The sequence below is a fragment of the Asticcacaulis sp. AC460 genome (assembly GCF_000495795.1).
GTDB lineage: Bacteria > Pseudomonadota > Alphaproteobacteria > Caulobacterales > Caulobacteraceae > Asticcacaulis.
This window is the reverse complement of the sequence record NZ_AWGD01000044.1, coordinates 1-11,979: the sequence shown is the minus strand read 5'-3', so window position 1 is coordinate 11,979 and position 11,979 is coordinate 1. Positions and strand designations below refer to the sequence as shown.

The following is an 11,979-nucleotide window of genomic DNA, read 5'->3' as shown; positions in this document are numbered from 1 at the left end:
AGACCTAGGCGTCGACCGTGTCGGCGTCGGGCTGATGCCGCGGATGGGCGCGGTTGAAGCCGGGATGATCGGCGCAATGCTCCCCGACGGCGCGGATATTGGGGTAGGGCTTCAGATCGACCTCGAACCGTTGCGCCGAGAACATCTGCGGTATCAGCAGGCAGTCGGCCAGGGTCGGCGTCTTGCCGAAGCAGTAGCCGTGGCCGTGGTGGGCGATCAATTGATCCAGCGCGGCGAAGCCTTCGCCGATCCAGCCCTTGGTCCAGCGCTTGATGGCGGCTTCGTCGGCCATCAGGTCGGTTTTGAGCGCCTTGAGAACCCGCAGGTTATTGAGGGGATGGATGTCGGCGGCGATCAGGCCGCACATGGCCCGCACGGCGGCGCGGGCTTCGGGCGTGACCGGTAATAAGGCTGGTTCGGGAAAACGTTCCTCCAGCCACTCCAGAATGGCGACGCTCTGGGTGATGACCTCACCGTCGTGCTCCAGGGCCGGCACCAGGCCTTGCGGGTTCAGCGCCTTATAGGCCGCCGAATGCTGTTCCCCGGTGCGCAGGTTGTGGGTGACCTGCTCATACGGCAGATTTTTGAGATTGAGCGCGATGCGGACGCGGTAGGCGGCGCTGGAGCGCCAGTAGCCGTGCAGTTTCAACATCTCAGGTCTCCTGTCGGCCCGCCTCGCCTTTAAAGATAGCGAAGCGCGGCGGTCGGGAGAAGGCGCAGGCCGCTCACAAGGGTGTGACTATACTCTTGTCTTCGGCCGGATGCTCCCGAGGCCGCCATCGACGCCCAGAACCTGGCCGGTAATCCAGCTATTCGCCGGATCGAGCAGAAAGACGACGGCACGGGCGGCGTCCTCCGGTCGTCCGATGCGCCCCAGGGCGTGCATGGACTCGGAGACGCGGCGGGACGTCTCAGAATTCGTCAGCAAGGCGGTCAAGGGTGATTCGATCAGACCCGGCGCGATCGCATTGACCCTGAGTCCGACCCCGGCATAGGTCGCAGCTGCCGACAGGGTGAGGCCGCTAATCCCAGCCTTGGCGGCGGCTATGGCTTCATGGTTGGCCAGCCCCGTGCGCGCGGCGGCCGAGGAAATCAGAACCACCGACCCGCCCTGGGGCATGTGACGCGCGGCGGCGCGGACGGTGGCAAAGGCCGTGGTCAGGGACGCATGGATCGTCTCGTCATACTGGGCGCGTGTCGTCAGGTGCGCCGCGCGCAGCATCAGCGATCCGGCGCAGTTGACGACGCCGTCCAGCGGTCCGGCGTCTCGAACGGCCTGGTCGACCGCATCGAAATCGCTGGCGTCAAGGGTGAAGTCAGGGGAGATACGCGACCTGTCGCGTGCGGTTGTCATGACCTGATGGCCTTCATCGCGCAATTGCTGCGCCGTGGCCTGTCCAATGGCGCTGGCGCCGGCGATAATCAGAAAGCGTGCCATCAGCGGTTCAACCACCAGACGGCGCCGTTCAGCGCGGAAGCGAAGCTGACCCAGGCAAGATAGGGCAGCAGCACGAAACCGGCGGCACGGTCGACCTTCAGAAACGCCCCTATTGTTCCCAGCAGGGCGACGACGAGGGCGGCGATCGTGATCAGGCCCAGCAGGGGCGATTGCAGGCCAAAGAAGGCCACTGACCAGGCGCCGTTCAGCACCATCTGGACGACGAACCAGACCATGGCCCGTCCCCGGCCGGCGGTGTCGCGCGGCCGGGTCAGGACGCGCCAAAAGGCAAAGATCATGGTCAGGTACAATAGCGACCAGACGGGACCGAACAGCCAGTTGGGCGGCGTGAAGGCCGGCTTGTTCAGGCTGGCGTACCACGGAACGAGACCGCTGAATGTGGCGAGATTCCCGACAAAAGCGGCTGACGCGACGATAGCCGCCGCAAGAACCAGGGCGAGTATAGGATTGAGTTTGGCGGGGACATTGCGCGTGGCACTGACGGACATGATAACCTCTTTGAGCTTCCACCCTTTACGATGCGGACCTGCCTTTGGTTCACAGGGCGTTGCGCGCCATGGCCTCCAGATGCGCGGCGGCCTGCGTGCGGATGGCGGCCTGGCGTTCGGGCCCCATGCGATCCCAAGTGCTGTAGACATAGGGCATGCGCGCATTCCCTGAGAAACGGTCACGGTGGCGGTCGAGAAAATCCCAGTACAGGGCGTTGAAGGGGCAGGCCTTCTCGCCGGTCGTCACCTTCGGATCGTAGGCGCAGCCGGAACAGTAGTTGCTCATGCGGTTGATATAGTTGCCGCTGGCCGCATAGGGCTTGGACGCCAGAAGGCCGCCATCGGCGTGCAGCGCCATGCCCAGCGTATTGGGCAGTTCGACCCATTCATAGGCATCGGCATAGACGGCCAGGTACCATTCATGGACCGCGACGGGATCCAGGCCGGCCAGAAGGGCGAAGTTCCCGGTGACCATCAGGCGCTGGATATGGTGCGAATAGGCATGGTCGATCGTATGACCGACCGCCTCGGCGACGCAGGCCATGCGGGTCTCGCCGCTCCAGTAGAACCATGGCAAGGGGCGGCCGGCCTTCAGGGCGTTACGCTCGAGATAGTCCGGCATGAAGCGCCAATAGATGCCGCGGACATATTCGCGCCATCCCAGGATCTGACGAATAAAGCCTTCGACGGCATTGATCGGGGCGGTGCCGTCACGCCAGGCGGCCTCGGCGCGGCGGCAGACCTCCATGGGGTACAGAAGACCGGCATTGATATAGGCGGACAGCAGCGAATGATACAGGTATGGCTGCCCCTGGACCATGGCGTCCTGGTAGTCGCCAAAGTGCGGCAGAATATGAACCGTGAAATGGTCCAGTTCGCGCAGGGCCTGGCGACGGTTGACGGCGAAATGGAAGGGTTCGAGGCGGCCGAAGCCATCGGGAAAACGTGTCCGCACCAGGTTCAGCACATCGCGGGTGATCGCGTCCTTGCGAAAGCTGATCCGCGGCGGGACCTTCAGCTCGGCCGGGGCGGGCTTGCGGTTGTCCTTGTCGAAATTCCATTGTCCGCCGCAGGGCTTGCCGTCGACTTCAAGCAACAGACCGTGGCGCCGGCGCATATCGCGGTAGAAATGCTCCATGCGCAGGGTCGTACGGCTGTCCGCCCAGGCGTTGAACTCGGCGTGGCTGCACAGAAAACGGGTGTCGGGCAAAACATCGAGCGGCACAGGGAGAGCCAGGCGCAGGGCTTCGAAGCTTTCGCGCAGGCGCCATTCCCCCGGTTCGGTCACCACGACCCGGTCGGGGCCCAAGGCGTCGACGGCGCGAAGAATCTCACCTTCCAGGCTTTGGCTGTTGTTGCCATCGTCGAGCTGGACATAGCGGACAGTGAACCCGGCTTCGCGCAAGGCCTGGGCGTAGTGGCGCATGGCCGAGAACAGAAAGGCGATCTTCTTGACGTGATGGCTGACATAGGTGGCTTCGCGCATCACCTCGGCCATCAGGATCACATCCTTGTCCCGGTCGGCTTCGGTGATCACAGCCAGGCGTGTCGACAACTGATCGCCCAGCACAACACGAAGAGTCGGGGAAGGCTTCGGCACGCCGTGTCTCCGGTCAAACTGACATTACGCCGGCCAGGGACGACCGGATCAGGCCATCAGATCGACAAAGCCCGCCGACAGCACCCGCGCAGCGTCATCAGGCGTTAGGCTGAGCAACAGGCCGCGCTGGCCGGCATTGATATAGACGGTGTCGAACAGCTGCGCGGTTTCGTCGATCGCGGTCGGCACGGGCTTGCGCTGGCCGAAGGGCGAGATGCCCCCGACCTTGAAACCGGTCAGCCGTTCGGCGTCGGGCACCTTCATCATGTGGGCCGACTTGGCGCCGAAATGGGCGGCCAGCTTCTTCATGCTGACCTCCTGTGGTGACGGCACCACCACACACACCGGCTTGCCGTCGGCCTCGGCCATCAGGGTTTTGAAAGTCTGGTCGGGATCGACGCCCAGGGCTTCCGCCGCCTGCAGCCCGACCCGTGGCGCGTCCGGATCGTAGTCATACGGGTGCAGGTCGAAGGCGATACCGGCCTTGATCAGGAAAAGCGTGGCGGGGGTGGTTTTGGACATGGCGACGCTGTGATAAGGCGGGCCTTCTATAAAGACAAGGAGTCGTCATGTCGTCCATTACCCTGATCGGCCCCGGCGCGGTCGGCCTGACCGTCGGCGCCGCCCTGATCGATGCCGGCCATGACGTCACCTTCGTTTCGCGCCAGACCTTTGCCGAAATAGCCGTCGACACGGCCGACGGTCCCTTCCGCCGTCATGCCGCGAAGATCGGGCTGGCCACACCCTCCGACTGGGTCTTCGTCTGCACGAAGGCGCATCAGACGGCCTCGGCCGGTGACGCCATTCGCGCCGCGATCGGACCGGCCACGCGCATCGCCGTCCTGCAGAACGGCGTCGAACATAACGACAGAGTCGCCCCTTTCGCCGGCGACGCTGCCGTCGTGCCGGTGGTCGTAGATGTGCCGGCGACACGCCGGGCACCAGGGGAGGTCTTCTGGCACGGCCGCGCTGGTCTTCTGGTGCAGGACAATGACGACGGTCGCAGTTTTTGCGAAGTGTTTTCCGGCAGCTTCGCCACCCCCGCGGCGGTCTCCGATCTGACCACCCGAATGTGGCGCAAGCTGTGCGTCAATGCCGGGTCGGGCGCCGTCCTGGCCCTGACACGCCAGCCCATGGCGGTCTTCCAAAAGCCGGGTATTGCCGACCTGGCCCGCGCCATCCTGGCCGAAACCCTTGCGGTGGGCCGGGCCGAGGGCGCCGATCTGCCGGATTCGGTTCTGGAGGAACAGATGGCGACCTGGCTGGCCTGTCCGCCGGACGAGACCAACTCGATGCTGGAAGACATCCGCGCCGGCCGTGAATGTGAATGGGATGCGCGCAATGCTGTGCTGATCCGCAAAGGCCGTCAACACGGCGTCCCGACGCCGGTCAGCGACACCCTGGTACCGTTTCTGGCGGCGCTATAGATCCGCCAGGAAAGCTTTGACCTCGGCCTGCGTGGTTGAGAAACTGGTCACCAGGCGATAGGCGTCCGGGCCTTCGGCTGGCCAGGGATAGAACTGGTGCCCCTTGGCGAACAGGCCTTGCGCCACCGGACGGGGCAGGGTGACGAACAGCTCATTGGCCTCGACCGGGTAGAGCAGGGCGACGCCCTCCACGGTTTGCAAACCCTCCGCCAGCAAGCGCGCCATGGCATTGGCATGGCCACCCAGTTCCAGCCACAGGCCGTCCTCCAGCAGGGCCTGTAACTGCGCCGACACGAACCGCGCCTTGGACGGAAGTTGGCCGCCGCGCTTATGGACATAGGCGAAGTCCTCGGCCAGGGCCGGATTGAAGATCACCGCGGCCTCGGCCAGCATGGCGCCGTTCTTGGTGCCGCCGAACGACAGGATATCGACGCCCTTCACCACCTCATGCGGCGCGCAGCCCAAGGACGCCACCGCATTGGCGATACGCGCCCCGTCCATATGAACATACAGTCCGTGCGCCCGCGCGAAGGCCGTTAACGCCGCCAGTTCCTCAAGGCTATACACAGTGCCCAGTTCGGTGCTCTGGGTCAGGCTGATCGCCTTGGGGCGCGAGGTATGCGGCGCGTGTTCCAGGGCATGCGCGATGGTGTCGCCGATGGCTTCGACCGTCAGCTTGGCGCCGAAGCCGTCAATCGCCACAATCTTGCCGCCGGTAAAGAATTCCGGCAGGCCGCACTCGTCATTATTGATATGCGCCTGGCGGTGGCTGAGGACGGATTCATACGGCCGAATCATCCGCGCCAGGGCCAGGCCATTGCACGCCGAGCCATTGAAGACCGGAAACACTCGCACTTGGGGTGCCTGGAAGACCTCGACCATGGTCTCGCGCAGGCGCGCCGTGACCGGGTCATTGCCATAGGCCGGCGCTGTGCCGTCATTGACGGCGGCCAGTGCGGCCAGGACTTTCGGGTGAATGGGGGCAGTATTGTCGCTGGCAAAACCGGCCATGGGATCCTCTTAAACTGAGGCCTCGTCTATGGCGCAGCGGACTTCTGAAAGCAATCGTGTCGGCTTTCATGATGGTCTTCATACAAAAACGTGGTTCTGCCTGCGGATTAACCGGGTTTTCAGGCTGTTATGATATTCCGGGCGTATGAAAGCCCTTTTTCCGAGTCTGATTGTCCTTCTGGCCGCCCCTGCGGCGCAGGCCGCGGACCTCAGTGTCGCCATCAATGACACTGCCGGGAAGCCTGTATCCTTTGCCGTCGTGACCTGGACTCCCAAGGCCGGCGCGGCGATTCCAGCATCGCTGAAATCGGCCGCCTACGTTATGACGCAGAAAAATGTCCAGTTCACCCCCTTCGTCCTGGCCGTGCCGGTGGGGGCGACGGTGAGCTTTCCCAACCAGGACCGCGTCAACCACCACGTCTATTCCTTCTCGCCGGCCATGCCTTTTCAGCTGCCGTTGTACGGCAAGGGCCAGACGCGGACTGTCACCTTCACCAAGCCCGGTACCGATGCCCTGGGCTGCAACATCCACGATTCGATGTCGGCCTATATCCACATCGTCAACACACCTTACTTCGCGACCACCGGTCCCGACGGAAAGATCATCCTGAAGGGCGTCCCGGACGGGGCGGGCGCTTTGAAGGTCTGGCATCCGTTGATGGATGCGCCCGACCACGAAGTCGCCCGGGCCATGACGGCCGGCAAGACCAACGCGCCCCAGGCCTTCTCGGTCAAGGTGCGCGCGCGATTGACCCAGAACGGGTCGTATTAGGACAGTCCATGGTATTCAAGCGTCTCAGCACCAAACTGACGGTCATGTATGGCGGGTTGTTTTCCCTCGCCCTGCTGGTGATCGCCGTGGCCTGCTATGTGGCTGTGCTGTCCTATGCCCGTGACTCGGTCCAGAAGGAACTGCAGGCTTCGGCCAGCGTTTTCAACCGCATCTGGGCGCTGAAATCTGACTCGCTTCAGACCAATGCCATGGTGCTGTCGCGCGACTTCGGCTTCCGTCAGGCCCTCGCGACCGAAGATACCGCCACCGTCGACTCCGCCTTCATGAATTTGCAGGCCCGCATGAAGACGGATGCCGGCCTGGTCATCGGCCGTGACGGCCGGCCGATCGCCGGCGACACTTCGGCGCTTGGCCACAACCTGGCGCATGCCCTGGCTGCACGCGACGAGCTCGATTCGCAGATCGGCATCATCTCGGTCGACAGCCGCCCCTATCAGGCCGTGGCAGCGCCGGTCATGGCGCCCGACCGCCTGGGCTGGGTCGTCTTCGCTTCGCGCCTCGACGACGCTGAGATGCAGAACCTGCAGGGCCTGTCGTCGATTCCGATCAAGGCATCGATCCTGACCCAGACCCGCGGCGGCCTGTGGCAGGGGCCGGCCGAACAGGCCAGCACGTACAAGCCCAGTTCTTTAAGCTTCTTCATTGACCAGAGCCTGGACACCAAGGCCGCCAGCATGGTCGAAAGCAGCCACGGCACGGTGATCGCGGTGGCCACGTCGTTGCCCAATCTCGAAAACGACCAGCGTAGTGTCCTGCTGCTCAGCTATCCCTTGAGCGCGGCGCTCAAAGCCTATCAACCGCTGCTGACGGTCCTGTTCGGTATCGGCGCCCTGGGCCTGGTCTTCGTCATCATGGCCAGCCTGTACCTGGCACGTTCCCTGACCCGTCCGATCATGGCGCTTAAAGAGGCCGCCAGCGCCCTGCGCGATGGCCGTTCCAGCCAGGTAAGTATCACCACGACCGACGAAATGGCCGACCTGGCCCATGCCTTCAACGACATGGCCGTGTCGATCGAGGATCGCGAACGCGACATCATGCGGCTGGCCAAGACCGATATCGCCACCAATATGCCGAACCGGTCGGCCTTCGAAGACCATATTGCTGAGCTGAACGACCCCTCGGAAGTTGGAATCGTCGTTGTCGCCATCGGTATCGATCGATATGCCCATATCCGTGCCGTCTGGGGCGGGGCCTATGCCCACACCCTGGTCTCGCGGCTGCAAACCATCCTGGCGCGCCTGTTCGACAAGGCCTTCATCGCCCGCCTGTCGGCCGACACCCTGGGCCTGTGCCTGGCGCCGTGCGATGCCGAACAGGCCATGCCGCTGGCCCGCGCCATCGCCGCCCGTCTGGTCAAGCGCATCAAGGTCACCGACGACCAGAGCCTGGACGTCAATGTGTCCCAAGGCGTCTATCACGTCAGCCATGTCCGCCCGACCACCGACGAAATGGTCGAGCGCGCGCTGATCGCGCTGGACCAAGCCCGCGCAGCCAAGACCGGTATCGCCCAGTTCGATCCGCGCATCTATTCGGAACTGGCCGACACCCTGCTGCTCACCGACCAGCTCTATGCCGCCCTGCAGTCCAAGGCGCTGACCGTGTGGTACCAGCCCAAGTTCAGCTACCGTGAGGGCCGCATCACCGGCGCCGAAGCCCTGGTGCGGTGGAACCATCCGGAGCGCGGCTATGTCTCGCCCCAGCGCTTCGTGGCCATCGCCGAGGAAACCGGCGCCATTCGCGACCTCACGCTGCATGTCTTCGACACCGTCCTGGAGGACCAGCGCCGCCTGAAGGAGGCCGGCTTCGATCTCGACATCAGTATCAACTATTCCGGCCGACTGTTGTCGGATGTCGACTTCAACGCCCGAACGGTCAGTCTGGTCGATACGGCTGTTGGCCACATCTGCTTGGAAATCACAGAAACGGCGGTTATCGAGGACCCGAAGATCGGCCTTGCGGCGATCAATACGTTTGTGGAACACGGCGTCGAAATATCGCTGGACGACTTCGGCACCGGCCTGTCTTCGCTGTCCTATCTCAAGCAGATTCCGGCTCACGAACTGAAGATCGACCGCGCCTTCATCATGGAGATCGAGCAGGGCCAGCGCGACGCCTTGCTGGTGCGCTCGACCATCGACCTGGCCCACGGCCTGGGCATGAAGGTCACCGCCGAAGGTGTCGAGACCGGCACCTCCTTTACCCTGCTGCAGGCCATGGGATGCGATATCGCGCAGGGCTACGGCATCGCCAAGCCCATGCCGTATGACGCCCTGGTGCCCTTCCTGGAAGACTTCCGCCAGGTCGCCGACGCTCGCGCCCGCATGCCCGAATTCCGCCCACGCCAGGCCCGTTGATTAAGACATGATCCGAAATCCCCATCCTTGGCTCGCCCTTGCTGCCGCCCTGACCGGGTCGGCGGCTTCGCCAGGTCTGGCGCAGACCGAGTTGTTCTCGCCCGAGACTGTCAAGGCCTGGGTGGATGTGCGCCTGACGGCCACCGACGGCGAGCGTGGCTGGCTGGATGGCGGCTTTGGAAAGACGCGCTACGGCGGCAATGACGACGGCGCCCACCTGGCCCAGGCGGTCATGGTATGGCAGCCGCGACTGGCGGATACGGTCACCGCCTATGTCATCGGCCAGTATGTCCCTGAATCCGATGAGCCGTTCGGGATCGAGGAAGCTTTCGTCAAATGGAAGCCGGTGCCGAAATCTGCGCTTCGCTACAGCGTGCGCGCCGGCCAGTTCTTTCCGCCGGTCTCGCTGGAGCACGACGGCGCCGGGTGGACGACGACGCGAACCGTGACGCCCTCGGCGATCAATAGCTGGATAGGCGAGGAGGTCCTTGTTCAAGGTCTGGAGGGTAATCTCCAGACTCAGGTGGCCGAGCACGGCCTGGCCCTGACTTTGGGCGGCTTTACCAAAAACGACACCTCGGCGACGATCCTGACCTGGCGCGGCTGGGCCCTGCACGACATTTCGGCATCGGAAAGCACAGGCCTGCCGTTGCCCGACGGGCCGCAGGGGTGGTCGAACACCCTGGGGGCCAACCAGTCGGCTCACAGCCGGCCGCTGGCCGAGGTCGACGGCCGCCTGGGCTACTACGTCCGACTGGACTGGCGCCCGCCGGCGCCCTTGGCCGTCGATGCCGAATTCTATGACAACCAAGGCGATCCCCAGGTCCTGCGCAATGGCCAGTGGGGCTGGGCGACGCGGTTCTACAATCTGGGCGTTACCTGGCAGCCGGCGCAGGACTGGGAGGTCCTGGGGCAATACATGACCGGCCAGTCGAACATGGGATGGCGCATGTCGAACGGTTTCTGGGCCTTCGACGTCAAATACGATTCGGCCTATCTGCTGGCGACACGCAAGTTTGGCGACGGATCACAGCTGACCGGGCGAATCGACTATTTCGCCGTGAAGGACCTGTCCTGGCGCAAGAAGGACGACAATACCGAGAGGGGCCATGCGGCGACCGTGGCGTGGATTCGCCCGCTGACCGGCCATCTCGACCTGGCTGCCGAAGTCCTGCATGTCAACAGTTACCGTCCGGCCCGCGCGATCCAGGGGCTGGACCCGCGCCAGGCCCAGACACAGGTGCAGATCGCGCTGAAGGCTCATCTGTAGCCGCGTCCCGCAACGCAATACCGCATATTCATCATGTTGCGATGCGAAAAATGTGACGAAATATCGGTAAAATCGGTGCTTTTTCGTGGCGATATGCCGACCGCCCATTAATATATTGCGGCATCATGAAGGCATAAAAAAGCCCCCGGTCGGGGGCTCTCTTTACAGGGAATAGATGGCGGAGAGGGTGGGATTCGAACCCACGATAGAGTTGCCCCTATGCCGCATTTCGAGTGCGGTGCTTTCGACCACTCAGCCACCTCTCCGTCAGAGGGAGACCGGAAAAACATCAGATTATACAAGCTTGTAAATCTGCGATTTGACACGGTCAGACGGCGCATAAGCGCCGTAGGGTCGATCAGAGGCGGTGTCTCTACGCAAAGGCCGAAGAAACCGCAAGCCTTTTTCTGGTCTTTATGATATTTTTATGGGCCCCCTTGGTGGGCCTATAGATTTTTTACCGTAGCGTTAGGTCATTATGACCACCTGTACGATTGCATCCCCATAAGCGTGTCTTTCTGGTGTCAGTTCTCGCCAAAGCGGAGCCAAAAGTGCAGATTCTTAACCAAATACGCATTTGGGTGCTATGCAAAACGACTTCGGAAAGTTATTGAAGTCGCGTACTAGAAGTTTCAGTCGAGATGATCGGCTGTTCGTTCGATGGCCAAGAGAGGGCAATTAATATGAAACTCAGTTTGCTAGCGGGCGTCGCTCTCGCTGCGATGGTAGCAGCGACAGGCGCTTCTGCCGAACAATACCCGGGCTGGTACGGCGGTGTTGACCTTGGCTATAATTCCAAGGGCGACTATGAAGCCGTTTCGACCGGCCACATGGCGGACGGTGGCGCGTACATGTACGACGTCGCGACCGACGAAGACTGGGCTGGCTTTGCCCGTCTCGGTTATCGCTATAACCCTAACTGGCGCGTTGAATTCGAAGGCGGCTACCGCCCCGGCGACGTGACCACCGCGACCGCTCCGTTTGCTCGCGACTATCCGACCATTCCGGGTACCACGACCGTTGATACTGCGCTCTGCACCGTCGGCGTCATCCGTGGCGCGAACGATCCCTGCGGCGGTCCGCGCGGTTCGTTCGACCAGACCACCTTCATGGTCAACCTGTACTATGACATCCTGCCGGAATCCTCGCTGCACCCGTTCGTCGGCGTCGGCTTCGGTCTGGACCATGTCAAGGCGAAGCTGATCGGCCAAATGTCGACCAGCCCGGCCGGTGCGGTTTCCGACATCAGCATCACCGGTGATGACACGGTTCCGGCCGCACAGTTCCTGGCTGGTATCGCCTGGGCCCTGTCCGACCGCCTGAGCCTGGACGTCACCTACCGCTACCTGGCGGCTGGTGAAGCCACCTTCGACGGCATTGTTGCGCCGCTGTCGGCTCACAACATGACCCCGGGTCTTTCGGACACGGGCGCTGGCTGGGAACAGCCGGGTGAATTCTCGGGCAAGTTCAACGACCAGACGATCTCGGTTGGTCTGCGTTGGGCCTTCGGCGCCCCGGAAGTTGTCGCGCCTCCGCCCCCGCCGCCGCCGCCCGCTCCGCCGGTGACCCCGCCGCCG

Annotated in this window: 11 protein-coding genes and 1 tRNA gene; 5 read left to right on the top strand and 7 right to left on the bottom strand. The window is 63.2% G+C overall.

What is annotated here, in order from left to right:
* Positions 1 to 4 precede the first annotated feature (4 nt).
* The 5 genes from maiA to ybaK form a co-directional block, all read right to left on the bottom strand.
* On the bottom strand, positions 5 to 652 hold the full coding sequence (gene maiA, locus ABAC460_RS46755; RefSeq protein ID WP_023455811.1) for a maleylacetoacetate isomerase: 648 nt from the start codon (positions 650 to 652) through the stop codon (positions 5 to 7).
* A gap of 87 nt (positions 653 to 739) precedes the next feature.
* Positions 740 to 1,438 (bottom strand): SDR family NAD(P)-dependent oxidoreductase, encoded by a 699-nt coding sequence (locus tag ABAC460_RS46750; RefSeq protein ID WP_031237549.1) that lies wholly within the window; start codon positions 1,436 to 1,438, stop codon positions 740 to 742.
* Positions 1,438 to 1,947 (bottom strand): TspO/MBR family protein, encoded by a 510-nt coding sequence (locus tag ABAC460_RS46745; protein WP_023455809.1) that lies wholly within the window; start codon positions 1,945 to 1,947, stop codon positions 1,438 to 1,440. The genes ABAC460_RS46750 and ABAC460_RS46745 overlap by 1 nt, the downstream gene beginning before the upstream one ends.
* A 49-nt stretch (positions 1,948 to 1,996) precedes the next feature.
* Positions 1,997 to 3,547, bottom strand: coding sequence for a cryptochrome/photolyase family protein (locus ABAC460_RS46740; protein ID WP_031237548.1), 1,551 nt, complete (start codon positions 3,545 to 3,547; stop codon positions 1,997 to 1,999).
* Between the two features lie 48 nt (positions 3,548 to 3,595).
* Positions 3,596 to 4,069 (bottom strand): Cys-tRNA(Pro) deacylase, encoded by a 474-nt coding sequence (ybaK, locus tag ABAC460_RS46735; RefSeq protein ID WP_023455807.1) that lies wholly within the window; start codon positions 4,067 to 4,069, stop codon positions 3,596 to 3,598.
* A 47-nt stretch (positions 4,070 to 4,116) separates the two neighbouring features.
* Here ybaK and ABAC460_RS46730 point away from each other — a divergent pair, with 47 nt between their 5' ends.
* On the top strand, positions 4,117 to 4,974 hold the full coding sequence (locus ABAC460_RS46730; protein WP_023455806.1) for a 2-dehydropantoate 2-reductase: 858 nt from the start codon (positions 4,117 to 4,119) through the stop codon (positions 4,972 to 4,974).
* On the opposite strand, the gene ABAC460_RS46725 is transcribed toward ABAC460_RS46730, so the two are convergent.
* Positions 4,969 to 5,985 carry a threonine aldolase family protein gene (locus tag ABAC460_RS46725; RefSeq protein ID WP_023455805.1) on the bottom strand — a complete coding sequence of 339 codons (1,017 nt, stop codon included), beginning with the start codon at positions 5,983 to 5,985 and terminating at the stop codon, positions 4,969 to 4,971. The two genes, ABAC460_RS46730 and ABAC460_RS46725, sit on opposite strands and share 6 nt — an antisense overlap.
* Positions 5,986 to 6,130: 145 nt before the next feature.
* Between ABAC460_RS46725 and ABAC460_RS46720 the strand changes: the two genes are divergently transcribed.
* From ABAC460_RS46720 to ABAC460_RS46710, 3 genes are read left to right on the top strand one after another with little or no spacing between them, the layout of a single operon-like run.
* Positions 6,131 to 6,757 carry a hypothetical protein gene (locus ABAC460_RS46720; protein WP_023455804.1) on the top strand — a complete coding sequence of 209 codons (627 nt, stop codon included), beginning with the start codon at positions 6,131 to 6,133 and terminating at the stop codon, positions 6,755 to 6,757.
* 8 nt (positions 6,758 to 6,765) lie between these two features.
* Positions 6,766 to 9,132: a putative bifunctional diguanylate cyclase/phosphodiesterase gene (locus ABAC460_RS46715; RefSeq protein WP_023455803.1), complete on the top strand. Its 2,367-nt coding sequence runs from the start codon at positions 6,766 to 6,768 to the stop codon at positions 9,130 to 9,132.
* Positions 9,133 to 9,139: 7 nt separating this feature from the next.
* Positions 9,140 to 10,402 carry a hypothetical protein gene (locus tag ABAC460_RS46710; protein ID WP_023455802.1) on the top strand — a complete coding sequence of 421 codons (1,263 nt, stop codon included), beginning with the start codon at positions 9,140 to 9,142 and terminating at the stop codon, positions 10,400 to 10,402.
* Between the two features lie 176 nt (positions 10,403 to 10,578).
* Here the strand turns inward: ABAC460_RS46710 and ABAC460_RS46705 are convergent.
* Positions 10,579 to 10,668 (bottom strand) — tRNA-Ser (locus tag ABAC460_RS46705).
* A gap of 417 nt (positions 10,669 to 11,085) precedes the next feature.
* On the opposite strand from ABAC460_RS46705, the gene ABAC460_RS46700 reads away from it, so the two are divergent.
* Positions 11,086 to 11,979, top strand: an 894-nt coding sequence (locus tag ABAC460_RS46700; RefSeq protein ID WP_035426600.1) for an outer membrane protein, incomplete at its 3' end; no start/stop codon positions are given.